Here is a 21,408-nt window from a genome sequence, read left to right as displayed (position 1 = left end):
TGACGGGCAATGTCCCGGTCAACTTTCAATCGACTATCGGAGCAATCGAGCGACATGGATTCCGTGAACGCGACCAGCCGCGAAGCTTTGGAATCGAGCATTGCGTCGGCGACGCAAGGCGTCATCGGCTTCCAGCAGGCCGACGGCCATTGGGTGTTCGAGCTCGAGGCCGATTGCACGATTCCGGCCGAGTACATCCTGCTGCGCCACTATCTCGCCGAGCCGGTCGACACCGTGCTCGAGGCCAAGATAGGCAATTATCTGCGTCGCGTGCAGGGCGCCCATGGCGGCTGGCCCCTCGTGCATGACGGCGAGTTCGACATGAGCGCCAGCGTGAAGGCGTACTTCGCACTGAAGATGATCGGCGACTCCGTCGACGCCCCGCACATGGTGCGCGCGCGCGAGGCGATCCATGCCCGCGGCGGCGCGATCAACAGCAACGTCTTCACCCGCTTCCTGCTGGCGACGTTCGGCGTCGTGACCTGGCGCGCGGTGCCGGTGCTGCCGATCGAGATCGTGCTGCTGCCGTTCTGGTCGCCGTTCCATCTCAACAAGATCTCCTACTGGGCGCGCACCACCATGGTGCCGCTGATGGTGATCGCCGCGCTGAAGCCGCGCGCGAGGAATCCGAAGGGCGTCGGCATCGACGAGTTGTTCCTGCAGGATCCGCGCTCGATCGGCATGACCGCGAAGGCGCCGCACCAGAGCATGGCCTGGTTCCTGCTGTTTCGTTCGCTCGATGCGATCCTGCGCGTGATCGAGCCGCTGTTTCCGAAGAGCCTGCGCAAGCGCGCGATCGACGCCGCGCTCGCCTTCACCGAGGAGCGGCTCAACGGCGAGGACGGCATGGGCGCGATCTATCCGCCGATGGCCAACATCGTCATGATGTACGACGCGCTCGGCAAGGACGAGAACTTCCCGCCGCGCGCGATCACGCGCCGCGGCATCGACAAGCTGCTCGTGATCGGCGACGACGAAGCCTATTGTCAGCCCTGTGTCTCGCCGGTGTGGGACACGACGCTGACCGCGCACGCGCTGCTGGAAGCCGGCGGCGACAAGGCGGTGCCTGCGGCGAAGCAGGGCCTCGACTGGCTGATCCCGAGGCAGGAGCTCGAGGTGAAGGGCGACTGGGCGGCGAAGCGGCCCGACGTTCGCCCCGGCGGCTGGGCCTTCCAGTACAACAACGCCCATTACCCCGACCTCGACGACACCGCCGTGGTGGTGATGTCGATGGACCGCATGCGCCGCGAGCACGGCGCGACCGGTTATGATTCCGCGATCGCCCGCGGCCGGGAATGGATCGAGGGCATGCAGAGCGACGACGGCGGCTGGGCCGCCTTCGACGTCAACAACCTCGAATATTACCTCAACAACATCCCGTTCTCGGACCATGGCGCGCTGCTCGATCCGCCGACCGAGGACGTCACCGCGCGCTGCATCTCGATGCTGGCCCAGCTCGGCGAGACCGAGAAGACCAGCAAGCACGTCGCCGACGGCGTCGCCTACCTCAGGAAGACCCAGCACCCCGAGGGGTCCTGGTACGGCCGCTGGGGCATGAACTTCATCTATGGAACCTGGTCGGTGGTCTGCGCCCTCAACATGGCCGGCGTCCGCCACGACGACCCCATGATCCGGAAAGCCGCTGACTGGCTGGCCTCGATCCAGAACGACGACGGCGGCTGGGGTGAGGACGCTGTCAGCTACCGCCTGGACTACAAGGGCTGGGAAGCCGCCCCGTCGACCGCCTCGCAAACGGCATGGGCCTTGCTTGCCCTGATGGCGGCAGGCGAGGTTGATCACCCGGCCGTCGCCCGCGGGGTGGAGTACCTGATTGCAACACAGAACGAAAAAGGACTGTGGGACGAGCAGCGGTATACCGCCACAGGCTTCCCCCGCGTGTTCTATCTACGGTATCATGGTTACCCAAAGTTCTTTCCGCTGTGGGCGTTGGCGCGGTATCGGAACTTGCGGAACACCAACAGCAGGGTGGTAGGGGTCGGAATGTGACTTTGGGGATGGGGGACTATATTACCGCGGGTAATGCCATCGACCCGCGGCCGATACTGATCGTGACCGGATTGGTGCAGGAGGCCCGTATTGCGGCCGGTCCTGGCATGGCGGTCATCTGTTCATCCAGCAGCCCGGCCCAGTTGCGGGCGCTGCTGACGGTGGTGGACCCTGAAACGATTCGCGGCGTGATCTCGTTCGGCGTGGCCGGCGGGCTCGACCCGACGCTGCGCTCCGGCGACGTCGTGCTGGCGACCGAGGTGCTGTCCGGCGACACCCGCTGGGCCGCCGGCCTGTCGCTCGGCGACGACCTGATCGAGCGCCTGACCTCGGGCCGCCGCCGCGTGGTGCGCGGCAGCCTCGCCGGCGCCGAGGAGGTGGTCACGAAGCGGTCCTGCAAGGCGGCGCTGCACTCCGAAACCGGAGCCTCCGCCGTCGATATGGAAAGCCACATCGCGGCGGCCTACGCCGCCGAGGCCGGGCTGCCCTTCGCCGCGGTCCGCGTCATCAGCGACCCCGCCCACCGCGCGCTGCCGGCGCTCGCCCGCGCCGCGATCAAGCCGAACGGCCAGATCGACCTCGCCGCAGTGCTGCGCGGCATCGTCCGCAATCCGGCAACGCTGCATGCGCTGGTCTCGACCGGCATCGACTTCAACCGCGCGCTGCGCTCACTGCGCGGCTGCCGCGACTATCTGATCGGCACTGAGCTCGTCGACAGCGAGGCTTTGGTCTCCAAGGCGGCCTGATCTCTTGATGCGATAAAACAAAAGGCCCGGTCATCATTGGCGACCGGGCCTTTTGCGTTTTGGTGCATGCTCACTCGGTCGCCTCCATGCGGTTTCGGTCCACGACCCATAGGGTCCGTCGCACCATGCCCTCGACGATTGCCGCCGACTCGCTTGGACGCAGATAGATCGCCGTGGACTTGAGCAGCCACGGCAACACCGCTTGCTCGAGCCGCTCCTCATAGGCGCGGCGCATCATGTCAAATGCCTGCAGGCCGGGTCCCGCCAGGATCACATGGTGTGGGCGCAGCACCGATATCGTTGCCGCGACCGCCTCGGCAAGCGCGCGACCTGCCTGCTGGAAGACGTGCTCGAGACGGGGATCGCCGCTCCGCGCTCGCTCGCGCAGGAGGGCCATCTGCACCTCGGAGGGCTGTTGCGCCGCCGCCGGCGGCAAGTCGAGAAAGGTGCGAGCGTCGCGGTAGAGCGCATAGTCGGCGAGATGGGCCTCGATGCAGCCGCGCTGGCCGCAGCGACATTGCGGCCCGTTCGATCCCAATTTGATATGGCCAATCTCGCTGCCGGCGCCGGCGCCCCAGCGCGCTTCACCGTCGACTACGACGCCCATGCCGACGCCGTGGCCGACCATGATGGTGGCCGAGAGGCCCTGCGCCAGTGACGGCTCCGCGGCGGTGAGGGCGAGCGCAACCGCGACAGCGTCATTCGCCATCACGACTTCGGCGTCGAAAGCCTGGCGCACCGGCTTCACCAGATCGACATCGGTGACGGACAGCGCCGGACTCCACAGGTGCCGGCCAGTGTCCGCGTTCACGATTCCTTGGAGGGCAATCCCTATTCCCAACAGGCGATGGCGCGGTGTGGCCGTCGCCTCGAGCATCGCATCGATCTGCGCAATCACGAGATCGCATAACGCGCCCGTATCGAGAGCCCGCGTCGCGATTTCGAGCCGCGATTGTGCCAGGCCGGAGCCGCTGAAATCCGCGATCAGTGTTTCAATCAGATTCATGCGGAGCGAGACCGCAATGATGCGGCCGAACTCCGGATTCAGGGTCAGCAGCACGGCCGGCCGGCCACGGCGGCGGCCGTTCAGCCCGTCCGCATCGTCTTCGTCCGTGTCGTCGGACCATGAGGTTGCCGCCGTTTCCGTCTCGCACAGCAACTCTTCCGCGATCAGCCTCGACGTCAAGCCAGACACGGCGGGGAAGCTCAATCCCGTGCTCCGGGCGAGTTCCACACGCGGCAACGGCCCCTGGCGTCGCAAGACCTCGACGAGGCGGCCGCGATTCGAGCCGCGGGACATGCCTGAAATACGTTTCGGGGGCTCAATTTGGTCAGCCATGTTGTCTCTTTAATTCAGTAGGTGAAATTAATAGGCGCGCATCTCATGAAGTGTTGTTGAAAAGGCACAGCTATGGTGCGTCGTTACGTCGCTATATTTACTATTATCATACCTCATGTACTATTTCCGCTTGAAGAAGGAGCCAGTGCATCCTGATTTTGATGTTTTTGCTCTGCGACATTTCTTCGCTTCGTGAATAAAACAAGGCGCAAAAGCGTCGTGAAGCCCCTCATCCGGGGCACCAAAGGGAGGTGCACATGAACGGATCGATGAAGAAATTGCTAGTGCCGTTGCTCGCGACCGCCGCGCTCGCGATGGCGACGGGGATGGCGCAGGCCCAGCAGAAAAAGACCATCGCGCTGGTCACCAATGTTGCGGCCGACTTCTGGACCATCGCCGGCCGCGGGCTCGAGAAGGCTCAGAAGGAGCACCCGGACTACAATATCGAATTGATCGTCACCAACGAAGGCACGGCGGCGGGCCAGCGGCGCGAGCTGGACGACCTGCTGGTGCGTGGCGTCGCCGGCATCTCCATCTCGGTCGACGATGCGCCGCACGCGACCGAACAGCTCAACAAGGTTGCAGCCAAGACCGTGTTGATCACGACGGACAGCGACGCGCCGCAGAGCAATCGTCTCGCCTATATCGGCACCGACAACGTCGCGGCCGGGCGGCAAGCAGGCGAGGAGATCAAGAAGGCGCTGCCGAACGGCGGCAAGATCGCGCTGTTCGTCGGCACGATGGACGCGGACAATGCCCGCGAGCGGGTGCAGGGGATCAAGGACGCGATCGCCGGCACCAAGGTCGAACTGGTCGACGTGTTCACGGACCAAGTGGATTTCGCCAAGGCCAAGGCGAATATGGAGAACGTGCTCGTCAAATATCCCGACATTGCGCTGTTGTCCGGTCTTTGGAGCTACGAGACACCGCTGATCTATGACGCGGTCAAGGCGGCGGGCAAGGCCGGCAAGGTGAAGATCGTCGGCTTCGACGAGGACCAGCGCACGCTGCGGGGAATATCCGACGGCACAATCGAATCCACGGTCGTGCAGCAGCCGTACGAATTCGGGTATCTCTCCGCCACCAACATCATCAAGACGCTGAACGGCGACAAGTCCTGGATTCCGCCGGGCGGCAAGCTGATCGTGCCAACGCAAGTGATCAGCAAGTCCAACGTCGCGGACTTCACCGCAAATCTGAAGGGGCTGCTGAAGAAGTGACTTTCAGCGCCTTTCGACGCCCGGCTGGCACAGTCGGGCGTCGTGCGGGAGGAAACGAATGGCGGAAATCCTGTTCGAACTCGCCGGGATCAGCAAGTCCTATCCCGGGGTCATGGCCCTCGACGATGTCAGCCTGCGTGTGTACCGCGGCGAGGTCTTGGGCCTGATCGGCGAGAACGGCGCCGGCAAATCGACGCTGATGCGCGTGCTGGGTGGCGTGATCGCGCCGAGCGAGGGCGTGATCCGCATCGGCGGCACCGAGCGCGTCCGTATGACGGTGAACGAGGCGACGCAGGCCGGCATCGCCTTCGTGCATCAGGAATTGAACCTTTTCGAAAATCTCGACGTCGCCGCCAACGTCTTCATTGGACGCGAGAGGCTCGTCGGCGGCCCGCTGAAGCTGGTGGACGACGCGGAGATGCGCGCCCGCGTGACGCCGCTGCTGGAGCGGCTGGGCGCCGATTTCACCCCGGACACGCTGGTCGACAATTTGTCGATCGCCGAGCGTCAGCTGGTGGAGATCGCCAAGGCGCTCTCGATCGACGCCCGCGTAATCATCATGGACGAGCCGACCTCCAGCCTGACGATTTCGGAGACGGAACGGCTGCTGGAGGTGATTGCCGATCTGAAGGCGCACGGCATCTCGGTGATCTACATCTCTCACCGGCTCAGCGAGATCATGACCTGCGCCGACCGCGTCGTGGTGCTCCGCGACGGGCGCACGGTGGGAGAGCTGGCGCGGGACAGGCTGAGCCACGCCGCAATGATCCGGCTGATGATCGGTCGCGACCTGAAAGCGCTGCATACACCGCCGAAGCGGCCGCCGCAGCCGGGCGGCTGCGACATCGTCGGCCTCGTGACATCGGCCTTTCCCGACCGGCAGATCGATCTTTCCGTGCGGCATGGCGAGATACTCGGGCTGGCAGGGCTCGTGGGCGCCGGTCGCACCTCCCTGGCGCGCGCGGCTTTCGGCATTGACCCGCCGCTGGGCGGCGAGATCAGGATCGACAACGCGCCGGTCAATGTCGCATCGCCGCGGGACGCGATCAGGCAAGGCATCTATCTGATGCCGGAAGACCGCAAGAAATCCGGGCTCGTGCTGGAGCTGCCGATCCGGGAGAACGTGACGCTGGCCAACCTGCTGAACTATGCGCGGATGTGGCTGGTCAGCGGCCCGGCCGAGCGCAAGGTCGCGACAGAGCAGGTGAGGCGCCTCTCCATCAAGGTGCCGAGCATCGATATGGAGGCCGTGACGCTCTCCGGCGGCAACCAGCAAAAGGTCGTGCTGGGCAAGTGGCTTTCGATGCAGCCGCGCGTGATGTTCTTCGACGAGCCGACCCGTGGCGTCGATGTCGGTGCCAAGAGCGAGATCTACGCGCTGATGCGAGAGCTCGCCGACCAGGGCGTCGCGATCGTGATGATTTCTTCGGACATGGAGGAGGTCATTGGCGTCTCCGACCGGATCGCGGTGATGCACGAAGGGAGCGTCAGCGGCGTGCTGGAGCGAGCGCAGTTCAGCGAATACAACGTGTTGCAGCTTGCAATCGGCCAGGCGCTGGAAACCGTGGAAGCGGCTGCGCCATGAACAAGAAAGAACTCGGCCTGGGCCTGCTGCTCCTGGTGATCGCCGCCGTCACGGGCGCGATCAATCCGGCCTTCCTGTCGCTGGTGAACTTGCTGAACATGGCCAACCTGATCGGCCTGTTCGGTGTGTTTGCGCTCGGCGAGGGGCTCGTAATCATCACCGGCGGCATCGATCTCTCGCTTGGCTCGATGTTCGCGCTGCTCGGCGTCATCTTCATCGACCTTCTGACGACGTATCAGGTTCCCTGGCCCTTGGCGCTGCTGGCCGTGTTGCTGGGCGGGCTGGTGCTGGGAGCAATTCAGGGTTTCCTCGTCACCCGGCTGAAGATGCAGCCCTTCATCGTGACGCTGTGCGGGTTGCTGATCTATCGCGGCGCCGCCCGCTACTATACGTCCGACTCGACACGCGGCTTCGGTTACGGCGACGAGGCCGCGACGTTGAGCAGCATTGCCTCCGGCAATGTGGCGGGCATCCCGAACACCTTTATCCTTCTGATCATCCTTGCGCTCGTCCTCGGCGTGGTGCTGCACCGCTCGGTCTACGGGCGCTGGCTTTATGCCGTCGGCAAGAACGAGGAAGCGGCGCGCTTCTCGGGCATCAACACCGATCTCGTGATCGCAACCGCCTACATCATCAGCGGTTTGCTCGCCGGAGTTTCAACTGTCTTGTTCGTGTTCTACACGAACTCGGTGTCTCCGAGCTCCTTCGGCAATTTCTATGAGCTCTACGCAATCGCGGCTGCCGTCCTCGGCGGGTGCAGCCTGCGCGGCGGCGAAGGCTCCATCCTCGGCATCGTGCTGGGGACTGCGCTGCTGCAGGTGCTGCAGAACCTCGTGAATATCCTGGGCATCCCCAATTCCCTGAACTTTGCGGTGATGGGGACGGTGATTCTGATCGGCGTGTTGGCGGATCATCAGTTGCAGGCCCGGCGGCGGCGCAAGATGGCGCTGGCCGGCCTCGCCCGCACGGCGCCGAGATCGACACTTGAAGGACAGCAGGGCGCAGCACCGCGCGGCGTGGGCGCGCTGCCGGTGAGAACGGGCGACCAGGCATGACGGATCCAGGCTCCAGTTGACACAAGGCAGCTTCGTGGGCGCGCGGCTGTGACGATGTGTGCTGGGGAAGGAGCACGTTCCAGGCTCGAGGGCTTGGCGGGAACGTGAGGCAAGAACGACAAAGCCTGAGACGGCGGGAGGACGAGTAAAATGTTGCGCTGGTTAGTGAGCACTGCACGTGTGTGCGGTGTCGGGATCGCTTTGTCATCGCTGATGGCTGGTGGAGTGCATGCGGCGGATATGGTGACGAAAGCTGCGCCTGTTCCTTATGCTGAAACCGATGATTTCTGGACGAGGCCATACCTGTTCGGCGATCTCGGCAGGACAAAGCTGAAGGAGCAGGGCATCGAGCTGGGCCTGACGCTGGGTAACGAATCCGTCGGCAACGTCACGGGCGGAAGCAAGAACACTGCGGCGAACGCTGGTCAGTTGTGGTTCGGCGCGAAGCTCGACATGGGGAAGCTCGCCGGCATCCAGGGCGGCACCGTCGGCCTTACGCTGGTCGATCGCTTCGGCCGCAACCTGAATGATCAGGCGGGCATTCCCGCCTTGCAGCTGACCAACGAAGTGTTCGGCCGCGGCAACATTCTGCGCCTGACCCAGCTCTACTATTCGCAGAAACTTTTCGATGACCGCCTTGAACTCAAGGGCGGCCGTCTTCCCGTCGGCTCCGACTTCTTCTTCGGTTTGTGCGAGTTCATCAACCTGACCTTCTGCGGCGGCCAGCCCGGCAACATCCAGGGCGGCTACATCTACAACTGGCCAGTGAGCCAATGGGCCGGCGTCGTCCACTACAAGCTGGCGCCGGAATTCACGATTTCGGTCGGCGTCTACGACGCCAATCCGAATTACCTGACGACGTCAGACCCGACCGTCTACTTCTTGCCCGGCGTCCCTCACTCGACCCCCGCCAGTGGCGTGATGGTCCCCGTGGAGTTGGTCTGGGCGCCGACGGGGCCCTTGAACGGGACCTGGAGGTTTGGCGGCTGGTACGACAGCGCGTCGACCATTGATGGTGGCCTTCCCGGTATCATCTCCACCATCCCCGGCGTTGGAGGCGTCCCGGATCAAAATCTCGGAAGTCAAAGGGGCCGCTACGGCGTCTACGAGTCGATCCTGCAGCGGCTGACCGTCGACGGCCCCGGTGCGGTGGGTTGGTATACCTTCCTCAATACGACCGTTGCCGATCACCGGACGTCTTACCAGGACTACCAGATCGCCCTCGGCTTCCGGCATACCGGAACGTTCTCCTGGCGTCCCCAGGACGAAGTCGGCTTCGCGGTGGGCACGACCCACGTGAATTCGGCGGCCTTCGGCCCCAACGCCGGCGGCAACGAAGTTCCGCTCGAAGTCTGGTACGGATGGCAGGCCACCGGCTGGATGAACCTCAAGTTCGACGCGCAATATGTGATCAATCCCGGCGGGCGCGGCTACAACGCCGCGGGCGTGAAGACCGACAATGCCGTGGTTCTCGGCATGCGCACCGAGGTCCACTTCTGATGTGAACGCGAAGCCGCCTGATGCGAAAGCCAGGGCATGCCCGTCGACGGGCATGTCAGGAAGCATCGGAGCGTAAGCAACATGCGGCGGCCCCGCCCTTGGCGAAGCCGCCCTGCAAGTGAGATTTCAGTCATCCCGCACGTTGTCGCTGCCGGTGCAACCCATGCGACGAACGCGAAGCTGAACAAAGCAAAAGGCCCGCTCGCCATTAGCGACCGGGCCTTTGTGTTTCGATGTTCGTAGCCGGCGCTTACGCGGCCGTCGAAGCCTTCCGTGCAGCCTTCTCCTGCGCAGCGGCGGCCTCGTCCTTGCGGATCTCGGAGAGCTTCTTCTGGACCTGCTCGGAGAAGATGTACTGCGCCGGGCGCTGCTTGCTCATGTCGATCTCCGGCACCATCGGGCCAGTGGTCTTGATGCCGCGCAGCGACACCCACATCGCCTTCAGCGGGTTGTTGAGGGCCGCGGTCGCCGCCGTCGGCTCGTAGCCGCAATGGGCCATACAGTCGGCGCACTTCTCGTACTTGCCGGTGCCGTAGGTTTCCCAGTCGGTGGTGTCCATCAGCTCCTTGAAGGTTTTTGCGTAGCCTTCACCGAGCAGGTAGCAGGGCTTCTGCCAACCGAAGATGTTGCGCGCGGGCATGCCCCAGGGTGTGCACTCGTATTCCTGGTTGCCGGCGAGGAAGTCCAGGAACAGGCCGGAATGCATGAAATTCCACTTCTTGCCCTTGCCCATCGCGAAGACGTCGCGGAACAGCTTCTTGGTCTTGGTGCGGTTGAGGAAGTGCTCCTGGTCCGGCGCGCGCTCATAGGCGTAGCCCGGCGACATCGAGACGCCGACACCGAGCTCGACGGTGAGGTCCAGGAACTTCGCGATCTCCTCGGCCGGATGGCCGTCGAAGATGGTGGCGTTGACGTTGACGGTGAAGCCGCGCGCCTTGGCCGCCTTGATCGCGGAGACGGCGCGGTCGAACACGCCCTTCTGCGACACCGCCTTGTCGTGGTGGTCGCGCAGGCCGTCGAGATGCACCGAGAAGAACAGGTAGGGCGAGGGCTCGAACAAATCGAGCTTCTTCTCCAGCAGCAGCGCGTTGGTGCAGAGCGAGACGAACTTCTTGCGCGCGACGAGGCCGCGCACGATCTCGCCGATCTCCTTGTGGATCAGCGGCTCGCCGCCGGGAATGGCGACCATCGGCGCGCCGCACTCGTCGGCGGCGTCCCAGCACTCCTGCGCCGTCATGCGGCGGTTCAGGATCGCGTCGGGATAGTCGATCTTGCCGCAGCCGACGCAGGCGAGGTTGCAGCGGAACAGCGGCTCCAGCATCAGCACGAGCGGGTAGCGCTTGCGGCCAAGCAGTTTCTGCTTGAGCAAATAGCCGCCGATACGCATTTCCTTGAAGAAGGGGATTGCCATTACACGTTTCTTTCTGGGCTTGAAATTCGGGTGGGTCAGCTCGCGGCCAGTTGGGCCGGAAGCCGGAATTCGATGTTTTCCTCGCGACCGGGGAGCACCTGGACCTTGACCGGTCCGATCCGCCGCATCGCTTCGATCACGTCATCCACGAGTACCTCAGGCGCCGAAGCGCCGGCCGTGACGCCGACGGTCCTGGCATCTTTCAACCACTCCGGATTGAGCTCGCTGCCGTCGGCAATCAAATAACTCGCGACGCCGGCTTCAGTGCCGATTTCGCGGAGCCTGTTCGAGTTCGAGCTGTTGGCAGCGCCCACCACCAAGATCACGTCGACCAGCTTGCTCAAGTCCCTTACCGCAGATTGGCGGTTCTGTGTCGCATAGCAGATATCCCGGATATCCGGGCCTTGAATATCTGTAAAGCGGGCCTGGAGGGCCGCGATGATGTCCCTTGTGTCGTCGACCGACAGGGTGGTCTGGGTGATGTAGGCCACTGGGCTATCCGCCGGCAGCGTCAGGGCGTTAACCTCTTCAACGCTTTGAACAAGTAGCACCGGCCCGGGGACCTGGCCCATCGTGCCCTCGACTTCGGGGTGGCCGGCATGGCCGATCAGGATCAGGGTGCGGCCCTTGGTGATGTAGCGCTTCCCCTGATTGTGAACTTTCGTGACCAGCGGGCAGGTGGCATTGAGCACCGGAAGGTCGCGCGCGGCGGCCTCTTCCTCGACGCTGCGGGCGACGCCATGGGCGCTGAAGACCGTGACCGATTTCGGTGGAACCTCGGACAGCTCCTCGACGAAAATGGCGCCTTTGTTCTTCAGGCTCTCCACCACGTATTTGTTATGCACGATCTCGTGGCGCACGTAGACGGGCGGGCCGTATTTCTCCAGGGCCCGTTCCACGATCTCGATTGCACGCACCACACCCGCACAGAAGCCGCGCGGCTGCGCCAGATAAACTTCCATAGGACGCCCATCACGCAAGTTGCACCAATCCGCTTCCTTGTCCCCAGCGGCACCCAAACCTGACCAATGGGTTGCAATAAACGCACCACTGGCCTCGCGCACGCGGTAACTGCCCACCCCAACTGGGCCCGACGCATGGAGGCACAGCACTTTGTGTCAAAAAATCGGCAGAAAGGAAAGCTCAGATGAAACTATAGTTCCCCGCCAGCTGAGTTTTGCGGTAGCATAGTATAGGAAATGCCGTGAGCAGAATGGCGACATTTGTGCTCACCCCTTCGTCACTTTCCCGCCTCAACTGCACGGCTATACCGACCGCCCCGCATGATTTTGCCACGGTCTTCCGCCGTTTACCTCGAACCTTCTTGCGGCGAGAACCACTCAAAACAGCAATAGGTTTCGCCCGGGAACTCCGATAAACAGCGGGCGTTTCCGGCAAGCTGTTAACCGCAGAAAGAAAAGAAGTGCTGCAAAGCGTAGTCGTTGCCATCGTCAGGGCCTGCACCCGGCTTGCCTCCCTCGTCGTCGTTCTCGGGCTCCTGCTGTCGGTGGCCGCGGGCTATTACGCTGCGCGCCATTTCGCCATCAACACCGACATCAATTCGCTGATTGCCAAAAATCTCGACTGGCGGCAGCGCGACCAGCAGTTCGACCGCGCCTTCGACCGCGATGCGACGATTCTGGCGGTCGTCGAGGCGAGGACGCCGGAGATGGCGACCGCCGCGGCGGATGCGCTCTACGCGAAGCTGAAAGACGACAAGACCAATTTCGTGTCGATGCAGCAGCTCGGCACCGGCGAGTTCTTCGAGCGGAATGGCCTGTTGTTCCTGCCGACCGAAGAGGTTGCCAAGGCGACCAGTCAATTCGAATCCGCAGCGCCCCTGATCGAGATCATGGCGGGCGATCCCTCGATCCGCGGCCTGACCGGCGCGCTCGAGACCGGGCTTGCCGGCGTCAAGCGGGGGCAGGTGAACCTCGACGGCACCGCGCGACCCTTCAACCAGATCGCGCAGACCGTCGAGACCGTGCTCAACAAGGGCAATGCGAGCTTCTCCTGGCGCGAGCTGGTCAGCGACGAGCCGCTGTCGGATTCGGACAAGCGGGCCTTCATCGAGTTCAAGCCGATCCTCGACTACAACGCGCTGGAGCCCGGCAAGGACGCCACCGACGCAATCCGCAAGGCGGCCGCCGACCTCGATTTCCCGACCAAATTCCAGGCACGGGTGCGCCTGACCGGTCCGGTCCCGATCGCGAACGAGGAATACGCGACCGTCCAGGAAGGCGCTGTCGTCAACGGCGTCGGCACCGTCCTCGTCGTGCTGCTGATCCTGTGGCTGGCGCTGCATTCGGCGAAGATCATCTTCGCCGTGTTCGTCAATCTCTTCGTCGGCCTCGCGATCACGACCGCAGCCGGCCTGATGATGGTCGGATCGTTCAATCTGCTGTCGATCGCGTTCGCGGTGCTGTTCGTCGGCCTCGGCGTCGATTTCGGCATCCAGTACAGCGTCCGCTATCGCTCGGAGCGCTACAAGCACAACGACCTCTCCGGTGCGCTGGTGCTGGCTGCGAAACGCTCGGCGGTGCCACTGTCGCTCGCGGCGATGGCGACCGCAGCCGGCTTCCTTTGCTTCATGCCGACGGACTACCAGGGCATCGCGGAGCTGGGCCAGATCGCCGGCGTCGGCATGCTGGTGGCCTTCCTCTCCTCGATCACCGTTCTGCCGGCGCTGCTGAAGCTTCTGAACCCGCCCGGCGAGATGGAGCCGGTCGGTTACGCCTTTCTGGCACCGCTCGACCACTTTCTGGAGAAGCACCGCGTGCTGGTCGTCGGGGGCACGCTGCTGCTCGCGCTCGCCGGCCTGCCGCTGCTCTACTTCATGAAGTTCGACTTCAACCCGATGAATCTGCGCAATCCGCACGCCGAGTCGATCGCGACCTTCCTCGACCTGCGCAAGGATCCCAACACCGGCGCCAATGCCATCAACGTGATGACCACGACGGAGGAGCAGGCAAGACAGGTCCAGGCGAAGCTGGAGAAGGTGCCCGAGGTGCTCCGGGTGATGTCACTCGACAGCTTCGTGCCGCAGGACCAGCAGCCGAAGCTGAAGCTGATCGCGCAGGGCGCCAAGGTGCTGAACCCCGCGCTCAATCCTGATCAGATCGATGCGGCGCCGACGGACCAGGAGAACGTGGAATCGCTGAAATCGTCGGTCGACAATCTGCGCCGGACCGCCGGTGACGCGAAGGGCCCGGGCGCGGTCGCCTCGCGCCGGCTCGCCGATGCGCTCGAGAAGCTCGCCAATGGCGACGAGGCCACGCGCAACAAGGCGCAGGACGTCTTCGTCACGCCGATGAAGATCGTGTTCGACCAGCTCAGGAACGCGTTGCAGGCAGGCCCCGTCACCCTGAGCTCACTGCCGCCCGACCTCGTCAGCGCCTGGAAGAGCAAGGACGGCATCATCCGCGTCGAGGCGCTGCCCAAGGGCGATCCCAACGACAACGACACGCTGCGCAAGTTTGCGGCGGCGGTGCTCAAGGCCGAGCCGACCGCGATCGGCGGGCCGGTCTCGATCCTGAAGTCCGGCGACACCGTGGTGAAGGCGTTCATCCACGCCGGCATCTACGCGCTGCTCGTAATCGGCCTCTTGCTGTGGATCACGCTGCGCCGGTTCGTGGACGTGCTGATGACACTGGTGCCGCTTCTGGTTGCCGGCGCCGTGACGCTCGAAATCTGCGTGTTGATCGGTCTGCCGCTCAACTTCGCCAACATCGTCGCGTTCCCGCTGCTGCTCGGCGTCGGCGTCGCGTTCAAGATCTATTATGTCGTGGCCTGGCGCTCCGGCAGAACAAACCTGCTTCAGACCAGCCTGACGCGCGCGATCTTCTTCAGCGCGCTGACGACGGCGACCGCGTTCGGCAGCCTGTGGCTGTCGAGCCATCCCGGCACGTCGAGCATGGGCAAGCTGCTGGCGCTCTCGCTGGTGACGACGCTCGCCGCGGTGCTGCTGTTCCAGCCGGCCCTAATGGGCAAGCCCCGCAATGTCAGGGAGTAGGCAGATGTCGCCGACGGGATCGGCGGCGGCCTTCTGACCGGGCTTGGTCGCGGCGGTCTTCGCGGCCGGCGCAGACGCTGTGGCGCCCGTGGTGGCTTGGGGGGGCGGGGCTGCTTGTTGCGCTGCCTGTTGTGCTCCCTGGGCTTTCGGCGCCGCGCCGGCGGACTTCGGCGCGCCCTTGGCCATGGCATTGGCGGGGCTCAAGGGGATCGGCGGCCCGACTCGGGTCCAGGTCTCGCCACCACAGAGGAAGCCCATCACGCAGCCCTTGATTTCGAGCTGGTCGGTGCCGACAGGTGTGATGGTCGCACTGTAGGTCTGGCCGTCTTGCGCGTTATAGACCTGTCCTTCCCACTGATCGGCGCCGGGCTTCTTCTTCATGTCGATCAGGGTCGGCATGCCCAGCGTGGGCCTGTTCTTTTTCGAGACATCCGGGTTGTTCTCGTCGCGACCGCCGGGCTTCTTTTCCCAGGAAACCGCGCCCCACATGCTGCCATTGCACTGGGCGACGCGGATGTTGGCGACGCCGTCGGCGACCCGCCAGTCGCCGGTGGGATCGGCGGCGAGGGCCGGAGTCAGGTAGGCGTAACCGCCAGCCAGTATAATTCCGGTGTAAAGGGCCAAACGCATGAGTGTTCCTTGGCAGTGCAACATGATCTAAAAGCTGTGCTTGCGAAGATGGTCCGAAAAAGGGCAAAAGGCCGCACAGACCGTTTACAGTAACGGTCCGTTTTCCAGTTGACGAGACGGCCCTCAACCGAAGTATGTAGCGGATGCACAGTCCAAATCCAGACATGTCTCAGCTGTTCGCGGACCGGCAGGCCCAGCGCAGCGCCCTGCATAATCGGTATCTGAACGAGCAGTTCGTCCGGGTCCTGAAGACCATCGGCTACGATGTCGGCTTTCAGAAGGGGCAGGGGCAGTACCTCTACGACCGCGAGGGCGCGCGCTACCTAGACCTGTTGTCCGGCTTTGGCGTGTTTGCGATCGGGCGCAACCATCCGGTCATGCGCGAGGCGCTCAAGAGCGTGCTCGATGCCGACCTGCCCAACCTCGTCCAGTTCGACGTCTCGACGCTCGCCGGCGTGCTGGCCGAGCGCCTGCTGAAATACGTCCCCTATCTCGACAAGGTGTTCTTTGCCAATTCCGGCGCGGAATGCGTTGAGGCCGCGATCAAGTTCGCACGGGGGGCCACCGGCCGCCCCGGCATCGTCTATTGCGCCCACGGCTATCACGGCCTGACCTATGGCGCGCTGTCGCTGACGGGTGATTCGAACTTCCGCACCGGTTTCGAGCCGCTGCTGCCGGGCTGCACCCCGGTCCCGTTCAACGACCTGGCCGCGCTCGAAAAGGCGCTGGCCTCGCGCGAGGTCGCGGCGTTCATCGTCGAGCCGATCCAGGGCAAGGGCGTCAACCTGCCCACCGACGAGTTCCTGCCCGGCGCCGCCGCGCTCTGCAAGAAGTACGGCACGCTGTTCGTTGCCGACGAGATCCAGACCGGCATGGGCCGCACCGGCCGCTTCCTCGCGGTCGAGCACTGGAACGTCGAGCCCGACATGGTGCTGCTGTCGAAGTCGCTCTCGGGCGGCCACGTGCCGGTCGGCGCGGTGCTGACGCGCAAGAGCATCTTCGACAAGATCTTCAACCAGATGGACCGTGCGGTCGTGCACGGCTCCACCTTCTCCAAGAACGACCTCGCCATGGCCGCGGGCATCGCCACGCTCGACGTGATGGAATCGGAGAAGCTCATCGATGCGGCCGCCAAGCGCGGCGCCGAGCTGCGCCTGGCGCTGACGCGCATGGTGCCCGGCTACGAGCTGTTGAAGGAAGTCCGCGGCAAGGGCCTGATGATCGGCATCGAGTTCGGCCCGCCGAAATCGCTGCGCCTGCGCGCCTCGTGGAACGTGCTGGAGGCCGCCAACAAGGGCCTGTTCTGCCAGCTCATCACCGTGCCGCTGTTCAAGGATCACAAGATCCTCACGCAAGTCGCCGGCCACGGCAGCCACACCATCAAGCTGCTGCCGCCGCTCACCATCACCGAGGAAGATTGCAGCTGGATCGAGAAGGCGTTCGACGACGTCATCGCCGGCAGCCACAAGGTCCCCGGTGCGATCTGGTCGCTCGGCAAGACGCTGGTGGACAACGCGGTGCGGCGGTCGGCCTGAGGCTCCGCCGCGGCCTGGTGTCGCGACCTGCGACCTGCTGAAGCAGTCCGCCTCCTGAAACTCCAAATCGGCCTTACCTTCCCGGCATTGGCCTGACCGGGAGAGGAGTGAGCCATGCCCGTGACTGGCGGCTGTCATTGCGGTGCGATCCGCTATGAAGTGAACGGCGACATGATAGTGCACGCACTCTGCCATTGCGTGGATTGCCGTCGTCACGCCGGAGCACCGATGGTCGGCTGGGCGATGTATTCGCTCGATGCAGTCAAGGTGGTCCGCGGCCAGCCCAAGATCTATCATTCCTCCGAGCACGGACGCCGGCACTTCTGCGCCGATTGCGGCACGGGGCTGTTCTACATCAACGAGAACCTGATGCCTGGCGTCATCGACATCCAGAGCGGCACCTACGACGACCCCGACGCCGTTCCGGCGACGATGCACATCCAGGTCGCCGAGCGGATCGGCTGGATGGAGCAGGTTCATGAGCTGCCGGTGTTCGAACGGTTTCCTCCGCTCGAATGACGGCGTGTATCGGCGCAGCTACCCCTCCACATTCGCCTTCATTGCCGCTTCGAACTTGTCGACGAATTCGGCGAGCTCGTCGGCGCCGAGATCGCTGACGGCCCAGAAGTTCAGGCCGCGGCCGCCCCAGCGGCGGCAGTTGAAGCCCTGCATGGTCTGGGTCTTCGGCGGGCGGTGCTCGGTGCTCGCGGTTTGCGACACGAACAGATTGATCACGTGTTGCCGGCGCCGGTAGACCACCGCGCCGATCGCGCGGGCGTCGATGTAGTCGAGCCGGCCGCCGACCAGCGTAAAACCTTGGGCGGTGAGGTCGATCACCGGCGGGGCGACGTCGAGCTTGCCGTTGAACCAGGGCTTGACGGTGTGCTGGTCGGTCGAGACCACGTCGGTGAGGTGTCCGGCCTGGAGCGAGCGCAGATGCGCGGAGACGACCTCCGACAGGATGCGCTGCTGGTCGTCCTGGCGTAGCACCACGGCGACCACGCCGGAGGCGGCAAGCGCAGAGACGGCCGAGCCCATCGCAAAGCCGCGCAGCACGGAGCGGCGGCTCGGTTGCTGGCGTTGCGGCTGCGGCAGCGAGGCCTCGATGCGGGCGCGCAAGTCCGCCGGCGCGGTGTAGCGCAGATTGGTATCTGCCAGCGCGCGGTGCATCTCGCGCTGCGCGGCAAGCTCGGCGGCGCAGGCCGGGCAGCTCGCGATATGCGCTTCGACCTCGCGCGCATGGCCGGCGTCGAGCTCGTTGTCGAGCAGCGCGTGAAGCAGGATCCTTGCTTCGTCGCAGGTCATTTCGCTTGCTCCTCTTCCGCCGTCCAGGCTGCGCGCAGCATGGCGCGGGCGCGGGCGAGGCGGGACATCACGGTGCCGACGGGGACGCCGACGGCCTCGGCGATTTCACGATAGGACAGGTTGTTGATCTCACGCAGCACGAGGGTTTCCTTGAATGGCTCGGCGAGCGCGTCGATCAGCTTGCGGATCGCGCCGGCATCGCGGCTGCGCAGCACTTCAGTCTCGGGGCTCGCCTCGGTCTCCTGCCAGAGCGGCGTCTGCTCGTCGGCGCCGGGCGTGTCCTCGATCGCGCTGGGCCGGTGCGCGCGCCTTGCGTATTCTGCGTTGCAGACGTTGCGCAGGATCGCGAACAGCCAGGGCTTCATCGCCGGCCCGCGGTAGCTGTCAAAATGCTTCAGCGCGCGCAGATAGCACTCCTGCACCGCATCCTCGGCGTCGGAAGCATCGCGCAGCAGATAGCGCGCGAGCGTGTAGACGTCGTCGAGATAGGGCAGCGCCGCCTCGCGGAAGCGCCGTGCCTTCTGCACATCGTCGGTGGCGGGCATCGCTCCTCGCTTTGCCTCTGGTTCTTCTTTTGCCGTGACCGCGGGCGCATGCGCCCGGCCGGCGTGGGACCACCGGCCGGGCAGGACGTTGATGCCTTGGTTGGAGACGTTACTCAACCTTGATCATCCCCGTCATGTGCGGGTGCAGCGAACAAAAATATTTGTAGTCGCCCGCATTGGTGAAGGTGAAGGAGAACTTGTCGTCGGTATCCAGGGTCTTGGACCTGAACTTGCCGGCGGACACGATGGTGTGCGGAATGTCGTCCCGGTTGGTCCAGGTCACGGTGGTGCCGACCTTGATCTTGAGCTCGGCCGGCTGGAACACGAAATTATCGATATGCACGTCCAGGTCGTCGGCGCGGGCTTTGGTTGCGGGCAACAGCATGGCCGCGGCCAGCGCGAGACCGAGGTCGACACCGAAGTCGCGGCGGTTGAGTGTCTTCATTGTTAGCGTCCGTTCAACCTTAGCCCTGCAGCGGCGTGTCGATGATCGCGAGCCGCTGCTCGTTCTGCTTGAAGTTGATGCTGGCTACCCCAAGCATGGAGCGGAGCTTTGCGTCCTCGACCTTCATCGGTCCGGGTGAAGGGGCAGCTCCCGGCGCCGGCTGCGGGAAGGCGGTGGAGCGCGCGGTGTGGAAGGTGACGTTGCCCTCGACCTTCTGCATCACCTGGTGGATATGCCCATTCAGCACGGTGACCGAGCCGAAACCCTTGACGTGTTCCAGCGCGCGACCGCCGTCCTCGGTGCCCCAGCCCCATTCGGGATAGACGGTCCAGAGCGGGATGTGGGCGAACAGCACGATCGGTGTCGATTTCGACTTGCCGCGCAGGTCGTCCTCGAGCCAGGCGAGCTGCTCGGCGCCGAGATTGCCGAGACCGCCGGCCTTGAGGTCGACGACGTTGACGAGGCCGACGAAGTGCACGCCGCCGGCGTCGAACGAGTACCAGCCGTGGCCCTTGGTGCCGCGGCCGTAGCGCTCACGATAGAGCTTCACCTCCTCATCGATGAAGTCGTGCTCGCCGGGAACGTAGTGCACGTCGAGCTTGGTCTGCGAGATGATGCGCTCGGCGTTGTCGAATTCGGCCGCTTTCGACAGATGCGTGATGTCGCCGGTGTGGATCATGAACGATGGCTTTGCCGGCATCGCGTTGATCTTGTTCACGGCCTCCTCCAGCGTGCCGAGCGCGTTGGGATTGGCCGGCTTGTCGAAGCCGACATGGCTGTCGCTGATCTGGAGGAAGCTCATGCCGGGCGTCGCCGCCGTTGCGGCCTCGGCGGAATCGATGATGCCGAGCGAGCGTGGCACGCCGCCCGTCACGGTCCAGAGCACCCCGGTGCCGGCCCAGGTCATGCATTCCAGCACCTTGCGGCGGCTGACGCCGTCATCCCCGTGATCTTGTCCGCTCATCGCGCATCTCCTCTCACCCGGAATTGGGCTTCGGGGAGGTGATTGCGGAAGCGGGGGAGTTATTCCCGGATGCGATGACGATTTCGTGAGGGGGATTTCGTGTCCCGGACGGGGTGCAGCGCCTTTTGGCGGTGCGCCGCAGAGCCGGGACCCACGCGGCTCGGGCGGTCTAGGCCCCGGCTCTGCGCAGCAGCGTTGCACGCTGCAGCGCGTCCGGGGCACGAGATCTATTTCGCGAACTCATTCACGGCCTTCACCACGGCCGCGGGCACTTCCTGCGCCACACAATGCCCGGCACCTTCAAAGACCAGCGTGCTGACCCGCGGTATCAGCGACACGGCGCGTTGCACCATCTCCTTGTAGATTGGCCCCGATTTTGTGGCGGTCGTGATGCGCACCGGGCAGTCGATCTCGGCCAGCCCTCCAAACGGATTGCCGCGGGCATCGCCAACGTAAACCTGCGTCATCGCCTCGTAGATCGGACGCAGCATCGCGAACTCAATCTCGGGCGTGCAGCAAAGCCGTACACGGCCATCATCGAGGGGCACGAAGCCGTGTTGCACATAGGCGCGCAGCGAGGCCTCTGTCCAATCCGCAAATGCCGGTGCCGCGCGGTAGCGGTTGAAGACGGCATCGGGGCTGTCGAATTCTGCCTGACGGCGCAGCGCGCCTTGCACGCGGGACAGGGAGTCTTCGTCCAATCCGCCGGAGCGTGCCACGCGCGGGTCCATGATGGTCGGCTCCATCACGAACAGGCGTGTGAAACGGCCGGGCAATAGCGTTGCCGCCAGCACAAGATCGGTCGCGCCGGCGCTGTGGCCGATGCCGTAGATGTCGCGCAGCCCGAGCGCATCGATGACCCGACAGACGTCCTCGGCAAAGTCCAGGAAGTGATAGGCTCCAGGCTTGTGGCTAGCGCCGTGGCCGCGGCGATCGAGTGCATAGACGGTATAGATCGATGCAAGCTCGCGCGCGACCTCGTCCCAGACATCGGCGACGAAACCGGTGCCGTGCACGAGCAGAGCAGGTGGTTTCGCGCTCTCGCCCCATTGCAACACGGCGATCTCTCCGCCGGCGGGGCCGATTGAAAAGCGCTGGCTGACCATGGG

18 protein-coding genes are annotated in these 21,408 nt (G+C 64.4%); 9 read left to right on the top strand and 9 right to left on the bottom strand.

Annotated elements, in window-relative coordinates; genetic code table 11:
• Window positions 1-54 precede the first annotated feature (54 nt).
• Window positions 55-2,007 carry a squalene--hopene cyclase gene (gene shc / locus N2603_RS30985; RefSeq protein WP_260385114.1) on the top strand — a complete coding sequence of 651 codons (1,953 nt, stop codon included), beginning with the start codon at window positions 55-57 and terminating at the stop codon, window positions 2,005-2,007.
• Window positions 2,004-2,753, top strand: a complete 750-nt coding sequence (locus tag N2603_RS30980) for a phosphorylase (protein WP_260385113.1) — start codon at window positions 2,004-2,006, stop codon at window positions 2,751-2,753. The genes shc and N2603_RS30980 overlap by 4 nt, the downstream gene beginning before the upstream one ends.
• A 70-nt stretch (window positions 2,754-2,823) precedes the next feature.
• Here the strand turns inward: N2603_RS30980 and N2603_RS30975 are convergent, their stop codons facing one another.
• Window positions 2,824-4,092: an ROK family protein gene (locus N2603_RS30975; RefSeq protein ID WP_260385112.1), complete on the bottom strand. Its 1,269-nt coding sequence runs from the start codon at window positions 4,090-4,092 to the stop codon at window positions 2,824-2,826.
• Window positions 4,093-4,349: 257 nt separating this feature from the next.
• Here N2603_RS30975 and N2603_RS30970 point away from each other — a divergent pair, with 257 nt between their 5' ends.
• From N2603_RS30970 to N2603_RS30955, 4 genes are all read left to right on the top strand, one after another.
• On the top strand, window positions 4,350-5,312 hold the full coding sequence (locus tag N2603_RS30970) for a sugar-binding protein (protein ID WP_080648176.1): 963 nt from the start codon (window positions 4,350-4,352) through the stop codon (window positions 5,310-5,312).
• A 58-nt stretch (window positions 5,313-5,370) separates the two neighbouring features.
• Entirely contained in the window at window positions 5,371-6,897 is a 1,527-nt protein-coding gene (locus N2603_RS30965; RefSeq protein WP_260385111.1) for a sugar ABC transporter ATP-binding protein, read from the top strand.
• On the top strand, window positions 6,894-7,952 hold the full coding sequence (locus N2603_RS30960) for an ABC transporter permease (protein ID WP_260385110.1): 1,059 nt from the start codon (window positions 6,894-6,896) through the stop codon (window positions 7,950-7,952). Before N2603_RS30965 ends, N2603_RS30960 begins: the two co-directional genes overlap by 4 nt.
• Before the next feature lie 150 nt (window positions 7,953-8,102).
• Window positions 8,103-9,452, top strand: coding sequence for a carbohydrate porin (locus tag N2603_RS30955; RefSeq protein WP_260385109.1), 1,350 nt, complete (start codon window positions 8,103-8,105; stop codon window positions 9,450-9,452).
• Between the two features lie 250 nt (window positions 9,453-9,702).
• Here the strand turns inward: N2603_RS30955 and hpnH are convergent, their stop codons facing one another.
• Both hpnH and ispH read right to left on the bottom strand, forming a co-directional pair.
• Window positions 9,703-10,863: an adenosyl-hopene transferase HpnH gene (hpnH, locus tag N2603_RS30950; RefSeq protein WP_260385108.1), complete on the bottom strand. Its 1,161-nt coding sequence runs from the start codon at window positions 10,861-10,863 to the stop codon at window positions 9,703-9,705.
• 35 nt (window positions 10,864-10,898) lie between these two features.
• Window positions 10,899-11,825 (bottom strand): 4-hydroxy-3-methylbut-2-enyl diphosphate reductase, encoded by a 927-nt coding sequence (gene ispH, locus N2603_RS30945; protein WP_018648008.1) that lies wholly within the window; start codon window positions 11,823-11,825, stop codon window positions 10,899-10,901.
• Between the two features lie 461 nt (window positions 11,826-12,286).
• Here ispH and hpnN point away from each other — a divergent pair, with 461 nt between their 5' ends.
• The gene (gene hpnN / locus N2603_RS30940) at window positions 12,287-14,875 is read left to right on the top strand and encodes a hopanoid transporter HpnN (protein WP_260385107.1); all 2,589 of its coding nucleotides are present in this window, start codon (window positions 12,287-12,289) and stop codon (window positions 14,873-14,875) included.
• Here the strand turns inward: hpnN and N2603_RS30935 are convergent.
• The gene (locus N2603_RS30935; RefSeq protein WP_260385106.1) at window positions 14,843-15,505 is read right to left on the bottom strand and encodes a DUF2147 domain-containing protein; all 663 of its coding nucleotides are present in this window, start codon (window positions 15,503-15,505) and stop codon (window positions 14,843-14,845) included. The genes hpnN and N2603_RS30935 overlap by 33 nt on opposite strands.
• Window positions 15,506-15,648: 143 nt before the next feature.
• Between N2603_RS30935 and hpnO the strand changes: the two genes are divergently transcribed.
• Both hpnO and N2603_RS30925 read left to right on the top strand, forming a co-directional pair.
• Entirely contained in the window at window positions 15,649-17,040 is a 1,392-nt protein-coding gene (gene hpnO, locus N2603_RS30930) for an aminobacteriohopanetriol synthase HpnO (protein ID WP_260385105.1), read from the top strand.
• A 114-nt stretch (window positions 17,041-17,154) separates the two neighbouring features.
• Window positions 17,155-17,559 (top strand): GFA family protein, encoded by a 405-nt coding sequence (locus tag N2603_RS30925; RefSeq protein ID WP_260385104.1) that lies wholly within the window; start codon window positions 17,155-17,157, stop codon window positions 17,557-17,559.
• Window positions 17,560-17,577: 18 nt separating this feature from the next.
• Here N2603_RS30925 and N2603_RS30920 read toward each other — a convergent pair whose 3' ends face one another.
• The 5 genes from N2603_RS30920 to N2603_RS30900 all read right to left on the bottom strand — a co-directional run bounded on the left by N2603_RS30920 (window position 17,578) and on the right by N2603_RS30900 (window position 21,405).
• Entirely contained in the window at window positions 17,578-18,345 is a 768-nt protein-coding gene (locus N2603_RS30920; protein ID WP_260385103.1) for an anti-sigma factor family protein, read from the bottom strand.
• Window positions 18,342-18,890: a sigma-70 family RNA polymerase sigma factor gene (locus tag N2603_RS30915; protein WP_260385102.1), complete on the bottom strand. Its 549-nt coding sequence runs from the start codon at window positions 18,888-18,890 to the stop codon at window positions 18,342-18,344. Before N2603_RS30915 ends, N2603_RS30920 begins: the two co-directional genes overlap by 4 nt.
• Before the next feature lie 109 nt (window positions 18,891-18,999).
• Entirely contained in the window at window positions 19,000-19,335 is a 336-nt protein-coding gene (locus N2603_RS30910; protein ID WP_260385101.1) for a cupredoxin domain-containing protein, read from the bottom strand.
• A 19-nt stretch (window positions 19,336-19,354) separates the two neighbouring features.
• Window positions 19,355-20,299: a metallophosphoesterase family protein gene (locus tag N2603_RS30905; RefSeq protein ID WP_260385100.1), complete on the bottom strand. Its 945-nt coding sequence runs from the start codon at window positions 20,297-20,299 to the stop codon at window positions 19,355-19,357.
• A 227-nt stretch (window positions 20,300-20,526) separates the two neighbouring features.
• On the bottom strand, window positions 20,527-21,405 hold the full coding sequence (locus tag N2603_RS30900; protein ID WP_260385099.1) for an alpha/beta fold hydrolase: 879 nt from the start codon (window positions 21,403-21,405) through the stop codon (window positions 20,527-20,529).
• Between the last annotated feature and the right edge of the window lie 3 nt (window positions 21,406-21,408).

Origin of the sequence: Bradyrhizobium huanghuaihaiense (genome assembly GCF_025200885.1) — a bacterium.
Classification (GTDB): Bacteria; Pseudomonadota; Alphaproteobacteria; order Rhizobiales; family Xanthobacteraceae; genus Bradyrhizobium; species Bradyrhizobium huanghuaihaiense.
The sequence above is the reverse complement of the archived record's forward strand: the minus strand, read 5'-3'. Positions and strand labels throughout refer to the sequence as shown.

What these genes read in the sequence shown, in the direction of transcription:
- N2603_RS30960 (WP_260385110.1), top strand. Translation starts at nt 6,894, where the DNA reads ATGAACAAGAAAGAACTCGGCCTGGGCCTGCTGCTCCTGGTGATCGCC.
- hpnH (WP_260385108.1), bottom strand. Translation starts at nt 10,863, where the DNA reads ATGGCAATCCCCTTCTTCAAGGAAATGCGTATCGGCGGCTATTTGCTC.
- ispH (WP_018648008.1), bottom strand. Translation starts at nt 11,825, where the DNA reads ATGGAAGTTTATCTGGCGCAGCCGCGCGGCTTCTGTGCGGGTGTGGTG.
- shc (WP_260385114.1), top strand. Translation starts at nt 55, where the DNA reads ATGGATTCCGTGAACGCGACCAGCCGCGAAGCTTTGGAATCGAGCATT.
- N2603_RS30935 (WP_260385106.1), bottom strand. Translation starts at nt 15,505, where the DNA reads ATGCGTTTGGCCCTTTACACCGGAATTATACTGGCTGGCGGTTACGCC.
- N2603_RS30975 (WP_260385112.1), bottom strand. Translation starts at nt 4,092, where the DNA reads ATGGCTGACCAAATTGAGCCCCCGAAACGTATTTCAGGCATGTCCCGC.
- hpnO (WP_260385105.1), top strand. Translation starts at nt 15,649, where the DNA reads ATGCACAGTCCAAATCCAGACATGTCTCAGCTGTTCGCGGACCGGCAG.
- N2603_RS30905 (WP_260385100.1), bottom strand. Translation starts at nt 20,299, where the DNA reads ATGAGCGGACAAGATCACGGGGATGACGGCGTCAGCCGCCGCAAGGTG.
- N2603_RS30955 (WP_260385109.1), top strand. Translation starts at nt 8,103, where the DNA reads ATGTTGCGCTGGTTAGTGAGCACTGCACGTGTGTGCGGTGTCGGGATC.
- N2603_RS30910 (WP_260385101.1), bottom strand. Translation starts at nt 19,335, where the DNA reads ATGAAGACACTCAACCGCCGCGACTTCGGTGTCGACCTCGGTCTCGCG.
- N2603_RS30970 (WP_080648176.1), top strand. Translation starts at nt 4,350, where the DNA reads ATGAACGGATCGATGAAGAAATTGCTAGTGCCGTTGCTCGCGACCGCC.
- N2603_RS30965 (WP_260385111.1), top strand. Translation starts at nt 5,371, where the DNA reads ATGGCGGAAATCCTGTTCGAACTCGCCGGGATCAGCAAGTCCTATCCC.
- N2603_RS30915 (WP_260385102.1), bottom strand. Translation starts at nt 18,890, where the DNA reads ATGCCCGCCACCGACGATGTGCAGAAGGCACGGCGCTTCCGCGAGGCG.
- N2603_RS30900 (WP_260385099.1), bottom strand. Translation starts at nt 21,405, where the DNA reads ATGGTCAGCCAGCGCTTTTCAATCGGCCCCGCCGGCGGAGAGATCGCC.
- N2603_RS30920 (WP_260385103.1), bottom strand. Translation starts at nt 18,345, where the DNA reads ATGACCTGCGACGAAGCAAGGATCCTGCTTCACGCGCTGCTCGACAAC.
- N2603_RS30925 (WP_260385104.1), top strand. Translation starts at nt 17,155, where the DNA reads ATGCCCGTGACTGGCGGCTGTCATTGCGGTGCGATCCGCTATGAAGTG.